This window comes from Geodermatophilus sp. Leaf369 (assembly GCF_001424455.1).
Lineage (GTDB): Bacteria > Actinomycetota > Actinomycetes > Mycobacteriales > Geodermatophilaceae > Klenkia.
Map to the genome: position 1 here is coordinate 914,344 of NZ_LMQA01000001.1, position 16,512 is coordinate 930,855.

The 16,512-nt window shown below is 74.8% G+C and carries 16 protein-coding genes; 13 read left to right on the top strand and 3 right to left on the bottom strand.

Annotated elements, in window-relative coordinates:
- The 5 genes from ASG36_RS04570 to ASG36_RS04590 all read left to right on the top strand — a co-directional run bounded on the left by ASG36_RS04570 (position 1) and on the right by ASG36_RS04590 (position 6,293).
- Positions 1-1,449, top strand: a complete 1,449-nt coding sequence (locus ASG36_RS04570) for an FAD-binding oxidoreductase (protein WP_157498715.1) — start codon at positions 1-3, stop codon at positions 1,447-1,449.
- Positions 1,446-2,333: an alpha/beta fold hydrolase gene (locus tag ASG36_RS04575; protein ID WP_082522779.1), complete on the top strand. Its 888-nt coding sequence runs from the start codon at positions 1,446-1,448 to the stop codon at positions 2,331-2,333. The genes ASG36_RS04570 and ASG36_RS04575 overlap by 4 nt, the downstream gene beginning before the upstream one ends.
- Positions 2,334-2,471: 138 nt before the next feature.
- Positions 2,472-3,758 (top strand): MFS transporter, encoded by a 1,287-nt coding sequence (locus tag ASG36_RS04580; protein ID WP_157498562.1) that lies wholly within the window; start codon positions 2,472-2,474, stop codon positions 3,756-3,758.
- Positions 3,759-3,798: 40 nt separating this feature from the next.
- Positions 3,799-5,469 carry a helix-turn-helix domain-containing protein gene (locus ASG36_RS04585; protein ID WP_055760017.1) on the top strand — a complete coding sequence of 557 codons (1,671 nt, stop codon included), beginning with the start codon at positions 3,799-3,801 and terminating at the stop codon, positions 5,467-5,469.
- Between the two features lie 77 nt (positions 5,470-5,546).
- On the top strand, positions 5,547-6,293 hold the full coding sequence (locus ASG36_RS04590; protein ID WP_055760020.1) for an alpha/beta fold hydrolase: 747 nt from the start codon (positions 5,547-5,549) through the stop codon (positions 6,291-6,293).
- Here ASG36_RS04590 and ychF read toward each other — a convergent pair.
- Complete coding sequence (gene ychF, locus ASG36_RS04595; protein ID WP_055760022.1) at positions 6,290-7,363, bottom strand: redox-regulated ATPase YchF; 1,074 nt, start codon at positions 7,361-7,363, stop codon at positions 6,290-6,292. The two genes, ASG36_RS04590 and ychF, sit on opposite strands and share 4 nt — an antisense overlap.
- Before the next feature lie 88 nt (positions 7,364-7,451).
- Here ychF and ASG36_RS04600 point away from each other — a divergent pair, with 88 nt between their 5' ends.
- The 4 genes from ASG36_RS04600 to ASG36_RS04615 all read left to right on the top strand — a co-directional run bounded on the left by ASG36_RS04600 (position 7,452) and on the right by ASG36_RS04615 (position 11,322).
- Positions 7,452-8,948 carry an AlkA N-terminal domain-containing protein gene (locus ASG36_RS04600; RefSeq protein WP_235494566.1) on the top strand — a complete coding sequence of 499 codons (1,497 nt, stop codon included), beginning with the start codon at positions 7,452-7,454 and terminating at the stop codon, positions 8,946-8,948.
- Positions 8,945-9,454 carry a methylated-DNA--[protein]-cysteine S-methyltransferase gene (locus ASG36_RS04605; protein ID WP_055760026.1) on the top strand — a complete coding sequence of 170 codons (510 nt, stop codon included), beginning with the start codon at positions 8,945-8,947 and terminating at the stop codon, positions 9,452-9,454. Before ASG36_RS04600 ends, ASG36_RS04605 begins: the two co-directional genes overlap by 4 nt.
- Positions 9,455-9,489: 35 nt before the next feature.
- Positions 9,490-10,551, top strand: coding sequence for a DNA recombination protein RmuC (locus ASG36_RS04610; RefSeq protein WP_055760029.1), 1,062 nt, complete (start codon positions 9,490-9,492; stop codon positions 10,549-10,551).
- A gap of 165 nt (positions 10,552-10,716) precedes the next feature.
- Positions 10,717-11,322, top strand: coding sequence for a DUF6542 domain-containing protein (locus ASG36_RS04615; protein ID WP_055760032.1), 606 nt, complete (start codon positions 10,717-10,719; stop codon positions 11,320-11,322).
- Positions 11,323-11,355: 33 nt separating this feature from the next.
- Here ASG36_RS04615 and ASG36_RS04620 read toward each other — a convergent pair whose 3' ends face one another.
- Positions 11,356-12,333, bottom strand: coding sequence for a 4-hydroxy-3-methylbut-2-enyl diphosphate reductase (locus ASG36_RS04620; protein ID WP_055760035.1), 978 nt, complete (start codon positions 12,331-12,333; stop codon positions 11,356-11,358).
- A gap of 89 nt (positions 12,334-12,422) precedes the next feature.
- Between ASG36_RS04620 and ASG36_RS04625 the strand changes: the two genes are divergently transcribed.
- The 3 genes from ASG36_RS04625 to ASG36_RS04635 are packed head-to-tail and all read left to right on the top strand — an operon-like array spanning position 12,423 to position 14,750.
- Positions 12,423-13,289 carry a lipid droplet-associated protein gene (locus ASG36_RS04625; RefSeq protein ID WP_055760037.1) on the top strand — a complete coding sequence of 289 codons (867 nt, stop codon included), beginning with the start codon at positions 12,423-12,425 and terminating at the stop codon, positions 13,287-13,289.
- Between the two features lie 22 nt (positions 13,290-13,311).
- Positions 13,312-14,532 carry an exodeoxyribonuclease VII large subunit gene (gene xseA, locus ASG36_RS04630; RefSeq protein WP_055760040.1) on the top strand — a complete coding sequence of 407 codons (1,221 nt, stop codon included), beginning with the start codon at positions 13,312-13,314 and terminating at the stop codon, positions 14,530-14,532.
- Positions 14,529-14,750: an exodeoxyribonuclease VII small subunit gene (locus ASG36_RS04635; protein WP_055760043.1), complete on the top strand. Its 222-nt coding sequence runs from the start codon at positions 14,529-14,531 to the stop codon at positions 14,748-14,750. Before xseA ends, ASG36_RS04635 begins: the two co-directional genes overlap by 4 nt.
- Here the strand turns inward: ASG36_RS04635 and ASG36_RS04640 are convergent.
- A complete protein-coding gene (locus tag ASG36_RS04640) occupies positions 14,735-15,352 on the bottom strand; it encodes a DUF4245 domain-containing protein (protein ID WP_055760045.1) in 618 nt (205 codons plus the stop codon). The two genes, ASG36_RS04635 and ASG36_RS04640, sit on opposite strands and share 16 nt — an antisense overlap.
- Before the next feature lie 72 nt (positions 15,353-15,424).
- On the opposite strand from ASG36_RS04640, the gene glpX reads away from it, so the two are divergent.
- Positions 15,425-16,483 carry a class II fructose-bisphosphatase gene (gene glpX, locus ASG36_RS04645; RefSeq protein WP_055760048.1) on the top strand — a complete coding sequence of 353 codons (1,059 nt, stop codon included), beginning with the start codon at positions 15,425-15,427 and terminating at the stop codon, positions 16,481-16,483.
- The last annotated feature ends 29 nt before the right edge of the window (positions 16,484-16,512 follow it).

Here is a 16,512-nt window from a genome sequence, read left to right on the forward strand (position 1 = left end):
ATGACAGCCCCGGTGGTGCCGACCACCCACGACGTCGTGGGCTCGGCGCTCACCGACGAGCTCGCCGCCCTGCTGCCGGCCGGTGCCGTGTTGACCGACCCCGACGTCGTGGCGGGCATGAGCCGCGACCAGGCCGCGTGGGCGCCGCACGGGCGGCCCGCCGCGGTGGTCCGTGCCACCTGCACCGAGGACGTCGTCCACGTGGTGCGGACGTGCCTGCGCCACGGGGTCCCGGTGGTCGCCCGTGGTGCCGGCACCGGGCTCTCCGGCGGGGCGAACGCGCTGGAGGGCTGCGTCGTCGTGTCGCTCGAGCGGATGGACCGGGTGCTCGAGATCAACCCCCTGGAACGCCTCGCCGTCGTGCAGCCCGGCGTCGTCAACGACGCGCTGCGTGCCGCGGTGGCCGAGCACGGTCTCTGGTACCCCCCGGACCCCGCGAGCTCGCCCTGGTCGACCATCGGCGGCAACGTGGCCACGAACGCCGGGGGCCTGTGCTGCGTCAAGTACGGCGTCACCCGCGACTACGTCCTGCAGCTCGAGGTCGTCACCGGCCGCGGCGAGGTCGTCCGGCTCGGCCGGCGCACCGCCAAGGGCGTGGCGGGCTACGACCTGATGGGCCTGCTCATCGGGTCGGAGGGCACGCTCGGCATCGTCACCGAGGTCACCGTCCGCCTGCGCCCCCTGCCCGCCCCGGCCGTGACCGTCGCCGGCTTCTTCTCCTCCGTCGTGGCCGCCGGCGCCGCCGTGCGGGCCGTGGGCGAGGCCGGCCTGGTGCCGTCGGCGCTGGAGCTGGTCGACCGGCACTGCCTGGAGGCCGTCGACGAGTGGAAGCACATGGGCCTGTCCACCGAGGCCGAGGTCGTCCTGCTGGGCCGGTTCGACGAGCCGGGCGAGCTCGGCGAGGGCCTGGCCGAGCAGATGGTCGCGTGCTTCCGCGCCGCCGGTGCCACCTGGGCCGAACGCTCCACCGACGAGGCCGAGGCCGAGGCGCTCTTCGCCGCGCGGCGGCTGGCCTACCCCGCGCTCGAGCGCCTGGGACCGGTGCTGACCGAGGACGTGTGCGTCCCCAAGGAGCAGGTGCCCGAGATGCTGGCGCGCATCGAGCGCACCGCGGTCCGGCGGGGCGTCGTCATCGCGAACATCGCCCACGCCGGCGACGGGAACCTGCACCCGCTGCTGGTGACACCCCCCGGCGACGAGGAAGCGCGGGCCCGCGCCGAGGCGGCGTTCGACGACATCATCGCCGACGCCCTCGCGCTCGGGGGCACCGTCACGGGCGAGCACGGCGTCGGTCTGCTCAAGCGGGACGGCCTCACCGCCGAGCTGTCCCCCGAGGTCCTCGCGATGCACCGGGCGGTCAAGGCCGCCCTCGACCCCGCCCACCTGCTCAACCCCGGCAAGGTGTTCTCCACGCACCCGACCGCACCCCTGACAGGAGACCTGCCGTGACCCGTCCCTCCACCACGATCGAGGTGGTCCCGACCGCGGCCGGGCCGTTCGAGGTGCTGACCCGGCCCGGCACGACCGAGCCGGTGCTCGCGGTGCACGGCGTGTCGAGCAACAACCGGCTGTGGTCGTGGGTCCTCGACGCCGCGCCGGAGGTCAGCGTGGTCGCCCCCGACCTCGCCGGCCGCGGCGGGACGCCGGCACGACCGGGACCGTCCTCGGTGGCCGCGCACGCCGAGCAGCTCGTGGCCCTGCTGGACGCCCTGGGGCTCGACCGGGTCCACCTCCTGGGCATGTCGCTGGGCGGTTTCGTCGTCAGCGAGCTCGCCGCCCGGCACCCGGACCGCGTCCGCACCGTCACCCTGGTCGACGGCGGGCTGCCGCTCGAGGTCGGTGAGCAGGGTCCGCCGCCGGCGGCCGCGGTGGCGCCGAAGCTCCGTGCGCAGTACGCCGCCGACCGGGTCTGGGCCGACGAGAGGGCCTACCTCGACCACTACCGCGGCAGCGTCGCACCGCTGACCGGGGCCGACGACCCGCGCATGCGGACCCTGGTGTCGCACGACCTCGCGGCGGTCGACGGAGGGGTGGCGGTGCAGCGCGACCTCGACTCGGTCGTCGACGACGCGGTCTCCGTCTTCGCCTCCGCCGCTCCGGCCGCGGCTCTCGCCGCCGTCCGGGCGCCGATCAGGCTGGTCCACGCGCCGTGGAGCACCGGGGCCGGCTCGCCGCCGATGTACGCGTCCGCGCACGTGGCGCACGTCGTGGCCAGGACCCCGTCCCTCGTCTCCGCCGAACTGGTGGCCGGGGTGGACCACGCGGCGATCGTCATGACCGACCACGGCGCCTCGGCCTGCGTCGCGGCCCTGCGCGCCAACCTCGGGGCCTGAGCCGCGGGTGTAGACCTCTCCTCCGTCCGGGGGTGCGTCTCATGGACGTGATGCCCATAGTGCGACCTGCTCGGAGTGCCTAGCGTCACACCGCAGAGCGGCGACGAGCCGGCCCCGGACCAGGAGAGCACCCACACCATGGCCACGAGCGAGATCCCCACCACCGCCCTGCCGGGCGACCCGACCGACGCGGCCCCGGCACCCGCGCCCCGCATGCGACGGATGTCGTTCGGGCTGCTGCTCGTCTACGTCGCGATCCTCGCAGTCAACTCGGGGGGCAACGGGATCCTCCTGCCGAACATCGTGGCGGGCATCGACGAGGCCGGGAAGATCGGCAACCTGGCGATCGTCACGACCGTCGCGTTCATCGCCAACGTCTTCGCCCAGCCCGTCGCCGGCGCCCTGTCCGACGCCACCCGGTCGCGCTTCGGCCGCCGCACGCCGTGGATGGTCGGTGGCGCCCTGCTGACGAGCGGGTTCCTCGTGGGCCTGCCCATGGCGCAGTCGGTGCTCACCGTCGCGCTGGTGTGGCTCGTCGTCCAGGTGGGCGTCAACGCCCTGCAGGCGGCCGCGACGGCCGTCGTGCCCGACCGCTACCCCGCGGCCCGACGCGGCGGTGTCTCCGCCATGATCGGGGTCGGCATCACCATCGGGAACGCCGTCGGGGTGGCCGTGGCCGGCAGCACCGCCACCCAGGGCGCCCTCCCCTACGTCGTCCTGGCCGTCCTCGTCCTCGTCCTCGTCGGCGCCTTCGTCCTGGTCAACCGGGACGAGCCCAGCACGCACCTGCCCCGCGAGCGCACCGGTGCCCGGGAGTTCCTGCGCGGGTTCTGGGTCAGCCCCCGCCAGCACCCCGACTTCGCCTGGGCCTTCCTCTCCCGCTTCCTCATGGTGATCGGGTTCTACGGAGCGCAGACCTACGGGCTCTACATCCTGCGCGACTACATCGGCCTGGGTGACGAGGAGTCCAACGCCTTCGCCGCCACGATGGGCATCGTCCTGCTCGTGGGTGTCCTGGTCTCGGCGTCGGGCAGCGGCTGGCTCTCCGACCGCGTCGGCCGGCGCAAGCCCTTCATCGTCTGGTCCTCGGTCGTCATGGCGATCGCCCTGGCCGTCCCGCTCCTCGTGCCGACGACGACCGGGATCCTGGTCTACGCCTTCCTGCTGGGTCTGGGGTTCGGCACCTACATCTCCATCGACCTCGCCCTCATGACCGAGGTGCTGCCCGCCCGCCTCGGCGGGAGCAGCGCCGGGCGTGACCTGGCCATCCTGGGTCTGGCCACCACCCTCCCCCAGGCCATGAGCCCCTCGATCGCCGCCGGCCTCGTCACGCTCACCGGTGGCTACCCCGTCCTCTTCGTCTCCGGCATCGTCTTCGTGATGCTCGGCGCGGTCGCCATCCGGCCGGTCAAGGCCGTGCGGTGACGTGACCCCCGGGGCCTGCGTCGTGGGTGAGGATGAGGTCATGGCCCCCCACGACGCCGCGCCGTCGGTCGCCGAGCTGCGTCGCCGGGCCGACGAGCTGGTCGTCCTCAACGACCTCGCTCGTCGGCTCGCTGCACTGCACGACACCCGGGACGTGCTCGACGAGGTGGCGCGGCAGGCACGGCGGCTGCTCGGTGTGGACGTCGCCTACATCATGCTGCTGCGCGGCGACGTGCTCCGGATCGAGGTCGTGGACGGCGCCATGGGCTCGGCGATGCGCGGCATCGAGCTCGAGCGGGGACAGGGCCTCGGTGGCCAGGTCCTGGCGGCGGGCCGCCCGCTGTGGAGTGAGAGCTACCTCCAGGACGACCGCTTCCCCCACAGCGAGGGCGTCGACTCGGCGGCGAGCAGCGAGCAGCTCGGCGGCATCCTCGCCGTCCCCCTCCTCGTCGGGGACGACACGATCGGTGTCCTGCTCGCCGCGGAGCGACGGGCCCGGGCCTTCGTCGCCCACGACGTCGAGCTCCTCGCCGGGCTCGCCGCGCACGCCGCGCTGGCCCTGCGCACCGCTGACCTCTTCGACCGGGAGCGGGCCGCGGCGACCGAGCTCCGGGCGGCCAACGCGACGCTGCGGGAGGTGAACGCGAGCCGCGAACGCGCCAGCGACCTGCGCGACGTGCTCAACGAGATCGTGCTCCACGGCGGGGGGCTCGCAGCGGTCGTGGCGGCGCTGGACCGGTCGGCCGGCCTCGTCGTCTCGGTCCGCGACCACGACGGCCGGACCCTGGCCGGGGAGCCGCCCACCGACGGTGGGCTCGTCGTCCCGGTCGAGCTGCCGGGGGGACACGGCGGCGACCTGGTCGCCGCGCCGACCACCGTGCCCGACGAGGAGGCCGTGCGCCTGCTCCGGATCGGGGCCACCACGGTGGCGGTGCTGCTGGCCTCGGAGCGTTCGGTCGCCGAGGCCGAGCTGCGCACGCGTGGCGAGTTCGTCCACGCGCTGCTCTCCTCCGGCGCCGACGAGGCCAGCCTGGTGCGCCGGGCGCGCGCCAACGGCATCGACCTCCACGCCGTCGTCACCGTGGCCGTCGTGGAGCCGGAGCCGGTCGGGGCCACCGCGGCCGGGACGTTCGCCGCCCGGCTCGCCGCCGAGCTGCGCGGGTGGTCCGCCGCGCACGCCGGGCAGGTCGTGGTGCTCCTCCCCGCGCCCGTCGAGCAGGTACGTGCCGCCGTGGCCCGGGTGTCCGCGGCGGACGGCGGGACGCCGACGACGGGACTGGCCGCCGGCGCGGGCGGTCCCGCCGGGGTCCGGGCGAGCCACGAGGAGGCCCGGCAGACCGCGGCGCTGCTGATCGCCCTCGACCGGGCCGGCTCCTGCGCCGCGAGCGATGACCTCGGGCTGTACCGGTCGCTGTTCAGCCGCTCCGGCCGCGCCGACCTCACCGCGTTCGTGCGCGCCACGGTCGGCCCCCTCCTCGACTACGACGGCGAGCGGCAGCGCGACCTGGCGGTGACGCTGGAGACCTACCTCGAGCTGGCCCGCCACCACGCGCGGACCTGCGAGGCGCTCCACGTCCACGCCAACACGCTCTACCAGCGGCTCGACCGGATCACCGAGGTCCTCGGGCCGCAGTGGAAGGAGCCGGGGCGGGCCCTCGAGCTCCAGGTGGCCCTGCGCCTGCACCGGCTGATCGCCGAGCGGGCCGACTGACACCTCCATCTCCACCGCCGGAACAGGGAGGAAGCGTCCATCCCGACCACGCCAGGGTCCGCATAGCGTCCGGACCCGTGGAGCTGGCGACGCAGGTGCACGGTGTCGGTCCGCGCCGGGTGGCCCTGGTCCACGGGTTGGGTGCCGACGGCGCGACGTGGCGCGGTCTGACCGACCGCCTCGTCGCTGCTGGGGGCGTCACCGTCACCACGGTCGACCTGCGCGGGCACGGGGACAGCGACCGGGCCGATGACTACTCCGTCTGCGCGTTCGCCGATGACCTCGTCGAGACCCTGCCGGTCGGGCTGGACGTCGTCGTCGGCCACTCCCTGGGCGGCTCGGTGCTCGAGCGGGCGGTCGAGCGAATGGCACCGGCGCGCGCGGTCTACCTCGATCCCGGCTTCCGGCTCGGGCTGCCGACCGAGGGCCTCACGGGCCGGCTGTTCTGGGCCACCGCGCCGGTGGGTCTCACGCTGGCGGCACTCGCCCAGAAGTGGCGCAGCCGTGGCCGACCTGCCCCGTCCCCCGAGGACGCCCGGCTGCGCGACGCGGCGACCTCACGGTTCGACCGCGGGATGGCCTTCGGCGTCTTCCGGGACGTCGCCCACTCCCCCGCGCCGGTCGCCGCACCCCCGGTCCCCTCGACCCTCGTGCTGTCGGACGACTCCCGCGCCGTGCTCCCGGACGCGACGGCGATGCGCCTGGAGGCGCTGGGCTGGGAGGTCCGGCGGGTGACCGGGGTCGGTCACGACTTCTGGCTCCAGGACGCCGACCGCACCTGGGCGGCGGTGCGCGACGTGCTGCTCGGCGAGCGGACCGGCTAGACGTTGAAGCGGAACTCCACCACGTCGCCGTCGGCCATGACGTACTCCTTGCCCTCGATGCGCACCTGGCCCTTGGTCTTGGCCGCGGCCATCGACCCGGCGGCGACGATGTCGTCGAAGGAGACGACCTCGGCCTTGATGAAGCCGCGCTGGAAGTCGGTGTGGATGACCCCGGCAGCCTGGGGAGCGGTGGCCCCCACCGGGATCGTCCAGGCCCGGGACTCCTTGGGGCCGGCGGTCAGGTAGGTCTGCAGGCCCAGGGTGGCGAAGCCGACCCGGGCGAGCTGGTGCAGTCCGGGCTCGTCCTGGCCGACCGCGGCCAGCAGCTCGGCGGCCTCGTCGTCCGGGAGCTCGGCCAGCTCGGCCTCGGTCTGCGCGTCCAGCACGATCGCCTCGGCCGGCGCCACGAGGGCACGCAGCTCGTCGAGCAGCTCGGTGTTGGTGAGCTCGTCGCTGTCGACGTTGAAGACGTAGAGGAACGGCTTGGTGGTCATGAGACCGAGCTCGCGCAGCGGCTCGGAGTCCACCCCGGCGGAGAACAGCGTCTTCCCGGTGTCCAGCACCTCCTGCGCGGCGACCGCGGCGTCGTACAGCGCCTTGCGGTCCTTGTCCTTGCGCATCTCCTTCTCCAGCCGCGGCACCGCCTTCTCCAGCGTCTGCAGGTCGGCGAGGAGGAGCTCGGTGTTGATGGTCTCGATGTCGTCCTTCGGGGAGACCTTGCCGTCGACGTGGACGACGTCGGGGTCGCTGAACACCCGGATGACCTGGCAGATCGCGTCGGACTCGCGGATGTTGGCCAGGAACTTGTTGCCCAGCCCCTGCCCCTCGCTGGCGCCGCGGACGATGCCGGCGATGTCGACGAAGGACACCGTGGCCGGGATCTGCTTGGTGCTGCCGAACACCTCGGCGAGCTTCGCGATGCGCTCGTCGGGGACGCCGACCACGCCGACGTTGGGCTCGATCGTCGCGAACGGGTAGTTCGCTGCGAGCACGTCGTTCTTGGTCAACGCGTTGAACAGCGTGGACTTGCCGACGTTGGGCAGGCCGACGATGCCGATGGAGAGAGCCACGTCGGACCAGGGTACGGGGTCCGGGGCACCTGCCGTCACGTCCGAAACCCGCCAGACCGGGCCGGTGGCCGCTGGCATGCTCGGTGCCGTGACCGAGCTGCTGGAGGGCCGAGCCCTCGACGACGAGCGCTGCTACCGCGCGGTCTCCAGCCGGGACGCCCGTTTCGACGGCTGGTTCTTCACCGCCGTCCACACCACCGGCATCTACTGCCGGCCCTCCTGCCCGGCCCGCACCCCGCTGCCGGGCAACGTCTCCTTCCACGCCACCGCCGCCGGCGCCCAGGCCGCGGGGTACCGGGCCTGCCGCCGGTGCCGCCCGGACGCCGTCCCCGGTTCCCCGGAGTGGGACGTCCGCGCCGATGTCGTCGCCCGCGCCGTCCGGCTGATCGGGGACGGCGAGGTCGAGCGCACCGGTGTCGCGGGGCTCGCCGCGGCCCTCGGGTACTCCGAGCGCCAGCTGCACCGGCTGCTGGTCGGGGAGCTCGGTGTCGGGCCGTTGGCGCTCGCCCGCGCCCAGCGGGCCCAGACGGCGCGGGTGCTCGTCGAGACCACCACGCTGCCGATGGCCGAGGTCGCGTTCGCCGCCGGCTTCGCCAGCGTGCGGCAGTTCAACGACACCGTCCGCGAGGTCTTCGCGACCACCCCCTCGCAGCTGCGGGGCTCAGCGACCCCGGCGTCGGGACCCTCGGGGTGGCTCACCCTGCAGCTGGCTGCCCGCGCCCCGTTCGCCGCCGACGAGGTGCTGCTCTTCCTGGGCGGGCACGCCGTCGCCGGGCTCGAGGAGTGGGACGGCGAGACGTTCTCCCGGGTGCTGGACCTGCCGCACGGGCCCGGGGTCGTCCGGCTCTCCCCCGGCGCGGACGGCTCCTCGGTCACCGCCCGGCTGCAGCTGACCGAGCTGCGCGACCTCGGGGTCGCCGTCGCCCGCTGCCGGCGGCTGTTGGACCTCGACGCCGACCCGACCGCGGTGGACGACGTCCTGGCGACCGACCCCGCCCTGACCGAGCTGGTGCGGGCCGCCCCCGGCCGCCGGGTCCCGGCCGCGCCGGACGCCGCCGAGGCCGCCGTCCGCTCCGTGCTGGGCCAGCACGTCTCCCTCGCCGGCGCACGCACCTTCACCGCCCGGCTGGTGACCGCGGCCGGCACCCCCCTCGCCGAGCCCGTCGGCACCCTCACCCACGTCTTCCCCCGGCCCGAGGCGCTCGTGGACGCCGACCTCGCGGCCATCGGCCTCACCCAGGCCCGCCGGCGCACCGTGCACGCCCTGGCCGAGGGACTCACCGGCGGCGACATCGACCTGGGGCCGGGCACCGACCGGGCCACGGCCGGGAAGGCACTGCTCGCCGTCCCCGGGATCGGGCCGTGGACGGTCGCCCTGGTGGCGTTGCGCGGACTGGGCGACCCCGACGTGTGGCTGCCCGGTGACCTCGCCCTGCGCAAGAGCCTGGTCGCCCTGGGCAGCTCCGACGCCGACGCCGCGACCCGGTGGCGGCCCTGGCGCTCCTACGCCGTCATGCACCTGTGGGCGATGTCGGCACCTGCTCTCTTCACCCGCCACCCCGTCGTCCGGGAGGACCCGTCATGACCGCGCTGCACGCCACCACCGAGACGCCCATCGGTCCCTTCACCGTGCTCGTCGACGGCGGCGCGGTCCTGGCCAGCGGGTGGACGGCCCACGTCGGCGACCTCCTCCCCGTGGTGCACCGGTCGCTGCGACCCACCACCGTGATGGAGGCCGACCGGCTGCCGGTCCTCGACGTGGTCGACGCCTTCCACGCCGGGGAGATCGGCGTCATCGACGACGTCGTGGTCGCCCAGCGGTCCGGGCCGTTCCTCACCGAGGCCTGGGAGGTGCTGCGCACCGTGCCGGCGGGACAGCCCGACAGCTACGCCGCCTTCGCCGCCCGCTGCGGCCGCCCGGCCGCCGTGCGCGCCGCCGCCGGGGCCTGCGCCCGGAACGCCGCGGCGCTGTTCGTGCCGTGCCACCGGGTGCTGGCCACCGGCGGTGGGCTGGGCGGCTTCCGCTGGGGGACGCCGGTCAAGCGCTGGCTGCTCGACCACGAGGCGGCGCACTCCCCCGCGCGGGTCTGAGCAGAACTGTCGTACCCCTGGGGCAGCCTGCGGGCATGGACCCCTCCTCCCTGCTCGTCGGGCTGCTCGTCGGCGCGCTGCTGGCCACCGCGGTCACCCTCGGCGTCGTCGCCCTCCTCGGCCGGCGCACCCCGCGCACCGAGGGGCTGGAGCCGGTCCACGAGTCGCTGGACCACCTGCACCGGCTGCTCGCCGGCATCGAGCGCGACCGGGCCACCGCGCACGGCGAGCTGCGCGAGCAGGTCGGCACGGTCGGCACCACGTCCGACCGGCTGCGGCAGGAGACCGCAGCGCTGGTGACGGCGCTGCGCACCCCGCACGTGCGGGGACGCTGGGGCGAGGTGCAGCTGCGCCGGGTGGTGGAGGTCGCCGGCCTGCTCGAGCACTGCGACTTCGTGGAGCAGCCCTCGGCCCGCAACGACGCCGGTGCCGGGGTGCGCCCGGACCTGGTGGTCACCCTGGCCGACGGCAAGCAGGTCGTGGTCGACGCCAAGGTCCCCTTCGCCGGCTGGATCGAGGCGGTGCAGGCCACCGACGAGGTGGTGCGGGTGCAGCGGGTCGCCGAGCACGCCCGGCAGCTGCGCACCCACGTCGACGCCCTCGCCGCCCGCCGATACCCCTCGGCGTTCGAGCCCTCGGCACCCTTCACGGTGCTCTTCGTCCCCTCGGACGGTTTCCTCATCACCGCGCTGGAGGCCGAGCCGGGGCTGCTCGAGCACGGCTTCGCCCGGGACGTCGTGATCGCCACCCCGAGCACGCTGCTGGCCCTGCTCCGCACGGTCGCCTACTCCTGGCGTCAGGAACGGCTGGCCCGGGACGCCACCGCCGTGCTCGAGGTGGGTCGCACGGTGCACGCCCGGCTCGGCACGCTGTCGGCCCACCTGACCAAGCTGGGCGCTGCGCTGGGGTCGGCGGTGGGTCGCTACAACGACACGGTGGGCAGCTACGATCGCTCGGTGCTGGTCGCCAGCCGACGCTTCGACGAGCTGGGGGTCGCCGAGTCCCCGGTCCAGGTGCCGCCGGCGACGGAGGCCACCGTGCGCACGCTGCGCTCGGTCCCCGACCCGACCGACGAGCGGGGGGACGCCTGGGGCTGAGGCACCGCCCCGCTCGCGGAGTGACCCGCCACTCCCGGCCGCCTACAGGTCACGGACAGGCCAGGCCGTTACCGTGGCCCGACCGGTGGAGCGGGTACGCACCGCCGGCAGGCGAGGAGGTGCCCCATCGCACCGGTCAGTGCTGTCGACAGTCGGGAGGGTGCGGTGCGAGCCGAACGCCATCCCGGCGACCTGGGTGGTCCCGACCCCCGTCCCCGTGCCGGTGCGCCCCGGGGCCGCGCCGCCGAACGGGCCGAGCGCGAACGCCAGGAGCGTCGGCTGGCCCGGGAGTCCCTGCAGACGGGCCGCCCGTCCGGTGAGCGGGGCTCCGCGCCCCGCACCCGCCGGCCACCGGCCGACGCGCTCGACCGGGACCGCCGGGAACGGCGCGCACCGGCCCGTGCCGCGCAGACCACCGGCCCGCAGGTGCGTGGCTGGCTGGCCGTGCTCGGGGTCTTCCTGGTCACCGTCCTGGGCGCCGGCGCCGACTCCTTCGTCGGGGTCGGGCTGGGCACGCTCACGCTGATCGCGCTGGTCGCGTCCACCGTCGTGGCCGCCGCCGTCGTCCGCCGCCGCGACCTGGTCACCGTGCTGGTGGCCCCGCCGCTGGTGTTCGTCGCCGTCGCCGGGGTCAACATCGCGCTGGCCCCCTCGGCCACGTTCAGCCTGCCCACGATCGCCACGCTGCTCATCCGCGGCTTCCCGGCGATGGCGATCGCCGTGGTCGCCGCGCTCGTGGTCTGCGTCGTCCGGCTCGTCGCCCGCCGGTAGTGCGGTCCCCGGCGGGCGTCCTCGCTGCCGGGGTCAGTCGGCGGCGGTGTCCACGGCGAGAGCCTGCTTGCGCTGCTTGAGCTCGTGCGGGAGGGCGAAGACCAGGCGCTCCTCGGCGGCCTTGACGGTCTCCACGTCCGGGAAGCCCCGCTGGCCGAGCCAGTCCAGCAGCTCGCTGACCAGGATCTCCGGCACCGAGGCACCGCTGGTGACCCCGACGGTCTGCACGCCCTCCAGCCACGCCTCGTCGACCTCGGAGGCGTAGTCGACCAGGTAGGAGGCCCGGGCGCCGGCCTCGAGGGCCACCTCGACCAACCGCACCGAGTTCGAGGAGTTGGTCGAGCCGACCACGAGCACCAGGTCACACTCGTCGGCCATCTGCTTCACGGCCTGCTGACGGTTCTGCGTGGCGTAGCAGATGTCGTCGCTCGGCGGGGCCTGCAGCCCGGGGAAGCGGCCCTTGAGCTTGTCGACGGTCTCCAGCGTCTCGTCCACCGACAGCGTGGTCTGGGAGAGCCAGACGACCTTCTCCGGGTCACGCACCTGCACGTTGGCGATGTCCTCGGCGCCGTCGACGAGCTGGGTGCGCTCGGGCGCCTCGCCCATCGTGCCCTCGACCTCCTCGTGCCCGCGGTGGCCGATCAGCAGGATGTCGAAGTCGTCCTTCGCGAACCGCTGGGCCTCCTTGTGCACCTTGGTGACCAGCGGGCAGGTCGCGTCGATGGTGCGCAGCGAGCGGGCCGCGGCCTGCTCGTGCACGGCCGGGGAGACCCCGTGCGCGCTGAAGACGACGACCGCGCCCTCGGGCACCTCGTCGGTCTCCTCCACGAACACCGCCCCGCGGCGCTCCAGGGTGGCCACGACGTGCTTGTTGTGAACGATCTGCTTGCGCACGTACACCGGCGCACCGTGGATCTCCAACGCCTTCTCCACGGCGATGACCGCCCGGTCCACGCCGGCGCAGTAGCCCCGGGGGTCGGCGAGCAGGACCCGTCCGCGCTGTTCAACCATGACCCCATCGTAGGAGGGCGGCGCCACCCGGCCAGGTGGGCGCGGGCGGCCGGGGAGCGTGCCGGCTGGCACTGGGGCACGCTGGAGCCATGTCCCGTGAGATCCCCGAGGTCGTGCGCGCCGCCGCCGGCCTCACCGCCACCCTGCTCGACGAGGCCCGCAAGCTGCCGCAGACCCTGCCGGCGCTCCCGGTCCGGGCCATCGGCCTGGCCATGCAGACGACGCTGAAGCTGCAGCAGGAGTACTCCGGCCTGGTGGCCCGCGGCGACGAGCTGCTGACCGGCCTGCGCGGGGATCGCGAGCCGGGCCTGGCCACCTTCGACGACGACCTCCCCGCCGCCACCGGCCCGCTGGGCTCCCGGACGTCGTCCTTCGACCGGGTCGCCGAGGACCCGGTCGACACCTTCGACGAGGAGCCGGGCTACGCCGTCGACGAGGCCGTCGACGAGGCCGTCGAGGTCTACGTGGACGAGGCACCCCTCGACGTGGTCGACGAGGCCGCGGCGATCGGCGAGGACGACCTCACCGACGAGACGCTGGCCACCGAGGAGATCCTCGCCGAGGGCCTGACCGGCGAGCTCGGTGGTGCCGACCTCACCGACGACGACGTCGCCGCGCTCCCCGAGGACCCGATCGCCGACGAGATCACCGCCACCGTCGACGAGCTCGCCGTCACCATGGGCGACAACGCCGCGGAGGACGACGTCGTGATCGCGGCCTCCGAGCAGGCCATCACCGCCGGGCACGAGTCCGGGCCGACCGAGGACACGGAGCCCACCGAGCCGATCGACGGCTACGACGGCTTCTCCATCGCCCAGCTCCGTGGCCGCCTGCGTGGCTACCAGCCGGTGACCGTCGATGAGCTGCTCGCCTACGAGCAGGCCACCCGCGCCCGGCAGCCCTTCCTCACCCTGCTGCGCAACCGCCAGGAGAAGCTGGCCCGCGAGCAGGGCTGACCCGGGTGGCAGGCTCCCGGGGGTGACGGCGCCCTCCTCCCCCGAGCAGCCGTGGCCGGTGCGCACCGTGGCCCGCAAGGTCGCCGACTGGATCGGCCGCCTCGGCGAGGTGTGGGTCGAGGGCCAGGTCGCCCAGCTCTCCCGGCGCGGCAGCGCGACGGTCTTCCTCACCCTGCGCGACGGCGCGGCCGACCTGTCGGTGCCGGTCACCTGCCACCGGGACGTCGCCGACCGGCCCGGCCTGGCGTTGACCGAGGGCGCCCGGGTGGTCGTGCGCGCCCGGCCGGACTACTACGTCGCCCGGGGCTCGTTCTCGCTGCGCGCCACCGAGATCCGCGCGGTCGGCCTGGGTGAGCTGCTGGCCCGGATCGAGCGGATCCGCGCGCTGCTGGCCGCCGAGGGCCTCTTCGACGCCCACCGCAAGCGACCGCTGCCCTTCGCCCCCGCCGTGGTCGGGCTCGTCACCGGCAGGGGCAGCGCCGCCGAGCGGGACGTCCTGGTCACCGCCGGGCGCCGCTGGCCCGCCGTCCGCTTCGCCGTGCACCACACCGTCGTCCAGGGACCGTCCGCCGCGGCCGGGGTGATCGAGGGCCTGCAGCGGCTGGACGCCGACCCGACGGTGGAGGTCATCGTGGTCGCCCGGGGCGGCGGCTCGGTGGAGGACCTGCTGCCCTTCTCCGACGAGGGGCTGGTGCGCGCGATCGCCGCCTGCCGCACCCCGGTGGTCACCGCCGTCGGGCACGAGACCGACACGACGCTGGTCGACCACGTCGCCGACGTGCGCGCCGCGACCCCGACCGACGCCGCGCACCGGGTGGTGCCCGAGATCGGCGAGCAGCGCCGCCTGGTCGACGGCCTGCGCGCCCGGGCCCGCTCGCTGGTCACCGGCCGACTGGACCAGCAGGAGCGCTGGCTGGAGTCGGTGCGCAGCCGCCCGGCGCTGGCCGACCCGCAGCGGCTGCTGGCGGGCCGGGCCGAGGACGTAGCCGCGATGCGCCAGCGGGCCACCCGGACCCTCACCCACCGCGTCGACGTCGCCGTCCGCGACCTCGAGCACGCCCGGGCCCGGGTCACCGCGTTGTCGCCGGCGGCCACCCTGGCCCGGGGCTACGCTCTCGTGCAGACCGCCGACGGCGGCCTGGTCCGCGATCCGGGTCAGGTGGCCGACGACGAGGCGCTGGTGGTCCGGGTGGCCGGCGGACGCATCCCGGTGCGGGTCGACCGGCAGGATGGGTCCTCGTGAGCACCCCCGAGCCCGCCCCGACGCAGAGCTACGAGCAGGCCCGCGAGGAGCTCGCCGACGTCGTCCGCCGGCTGGAGGGCGGCGGGCTCACGCTGGAGGAGTCCCTGGCGCTGTGGGAACGCGGCGAGGAGCTCGCCGGGGTCTGCCAGCACTGGCTGGACGAGGCCCGCGAGCGGCTGGCCGCCGCCGGACCCGACCAGGCTCAGCCCGCGGAGTAGGGCCCGACCGAGGCGGCGAGGGTCTCCAGCTCCCCGTCGGCGGCCGAGCCGGTGACCAGCGCGACCACGCCGTCCCCCTCGAAGCGCAGGGCGGTCTCCTCGCGGGCGGTGGTGAACCGCTCCCAGGTGCGCCCGCCCAGCTCGCTGGTGCCCTCGGCGGTGGCGTCGTCGAGCACGTCGGTGACGGCGTCGGCACCGCTGTCGTCGGTGACGACGTAGCCGGCGTACTGGTCGTCGGGGCTGAACCAGCCGATCTGCAGGGTGACCGGGTCGCCGTCCTCGACGGCGTCGCCGGCGTCGGTGCGGACGCTGGTGGGCCGCCACTGGTCGGAGAGGTCCTGGGGCACGAGCAGCTCGTAGCCGGCCCGGGCCGCGGCCAGCTGGATCGTGGAGGCGGTCTCCACCGTGCGGACCGGGTCCTCGGGGGTCTGGCGCAGGGTCACCAGGCCGACCACGACCAGGACGATCACGGTCAGCGGGAGCAGCGAGCGGACCATGTTGGCGGCGTTGAACTTCTGCGCGCGCACCTGGGCCGCCGACGGTGCGGCGGGCGCCGGGTCGGGCTCGGGCGCGCGCTGACCCTGAGGTGCGGTGTCGGCCATGCCCCTAGGATCGCAGCACAGCTCCCCCACCCCGCCGCCGCTCCACCGGCGGTCGTACGAGGAGGTCCCCCGTTGTCCCTGCCCGTCCCTGACGGCCCCCCGCTCGCGCACCCCACCGCGTACGGGACGCAGCCACCGCCGACCGGCCGGCCGCGCCCGGACCGCAACCTGGCGATGGAGCTGGTCCGGGTCACCGAGGCCGGCGCGATGGCCGCCGGCCGCTGGGTGGGCCGCGGTGACAAGAACGGCGGGGACGGCGCGGCCGTCGACGCGATGCGCGCGCTGATCGGCACCGTGAGCATGCGCGGCACCGTCGTCATCGGGGAGGGCGAGAAGGACGAGGCCCCGATGCTCTTCAACGGCGAGGAGGTCGGGGACGGCACCGGCGCCGAGTGCGACGTCGCGGTGGACCCGGTCGACGGCACCACGCTGATGGCCAAGGGCATGCCCAACGCCGTCGCGGTGCTCGCCGTGGCCGACCGGGGCGCCATGTACGACCCGTCCGCGGTGTTCTACATGGACAAGATCGCCACCGGCCCGATCGCGGCCGACGTGGTCGACATCCGGCTGCCGGTGAAGGAGAACATCCGCCGGGTGGCCAAGGCCAAGAAGGCCTGGCCGGCCGACGTCACCGTCTGCATCCTGGACCGCCCGCGGCACGAGAAGCTGGCCCAGGAGGTCCGCGACGCGGGCGCCCGGATCAAGTTCATCTCCGACGGCGACGTCGCCGGTGCGATCGCGGCGGCCCGCGAGGGCACCGGCGTCGACCTGCTCCTGGGCATCGGGGGCACGCCCGAGGGCATCATCACCGCCTGCGCGCTCAAGTGCATGGGCGGTGCGCTGCAGGGCCGGCTCATGCCCAAGGACGACGACGAGCGCCAGCGCGCCATCGACGCCGGGCACGACCTGGACCGGGTGCTCGACATCGACGACCTGGTGCGGGGCGACGTGTTCTTCGTGGCCACCGGGATCACCGACGGCGAGCTGCTGCGGGGCGTGCAGTACCGCTCCGGTGGCTGCACCACCCAGTCGCTGGTGATGCGCTCGCGGTCGGGCACGATCCGCTCGATCGAGAGCCTGCACTCCCTGGACAAGCTCAACCAGTACTCCGCGGTGCCCCTCGACCACTGACCCACGACGACGGACGGCCCGGACCCCTG